Consider the following 463-nt stretch of genomic DNA (forward strand, 5'->3'; position numbering starts at 1 on the left):
GACCTGGGCGGCGTTCTTCTGCACGACGAGCTGATGCTTCGCGACCTGTTCCGGCACGTCGACGGACGGCACCTGGATCAGGAACGCGGGATTCGCGCTGACGCTCGCGGCGGCGCCGGCGGCGGCCGCCGCGTCGAGCGTATAGAAGCGCGCGGGCGGCGACGACGAGCAGGCCGCGAGCATGGCCGCCGCCGCAACGGTTGCCGCGGCGGCCGCGGCGCGCGAAACCCGCGCCGGGCGGAGCAAGCGTGCGGTCATTTCTGATCTCCTGGTTTGCCTTTCAGCAGCGATTCGGGATGCCGCTCGAGGTAGTCGGCGAGCGCGTTCAGCGATTGCAGCGTGCGCGTGAGCTCCTTGAGCGCGCCGCGCACGTCCGATTGCAGCGGCGAATCCTGCTGCAAGGTCGCCTCCGCGGTCGTGAACGTCTGCTTCGCGGCGGACAGCGTGTCGCGCGCCTCGGGCG

1 protein-coding gene and 1 pseudogene are annotated in these 463 nt (G+C 71.3%); both read right to left on the reverse strand.

What is annotated here, in order from left to right; translation table 11 throughout:
• Positions 1 to 258, reverse strand: a 258-nt coding sequence (locus J5M71_RS28125; RefSeq protein WP_207838878.1) for an ABC-type transport auxiliary lipoprotein family protein, incomplete at its 3' end; no start/stop codon positions are given.
• A pseudogene (locus tag J5M71_RS28130) lies at positions 255 to 463 on the reverse strand (mammalian cell entry protein); the annotation flags it as partial. The gene J5M71_RS28125 and the pseudogene J5M71_RS28130, both read right to left, overlap by 4 nt.

Source organism: Pseudomonas sp. 43(2021) (genome assembly GCF_017490805.1).
GTDB lineage: Bacteria > Pseudomonadota > Gammaproteobacteria > Pseudomonadales > Pseudomonadaceae > Aquipseudomonas.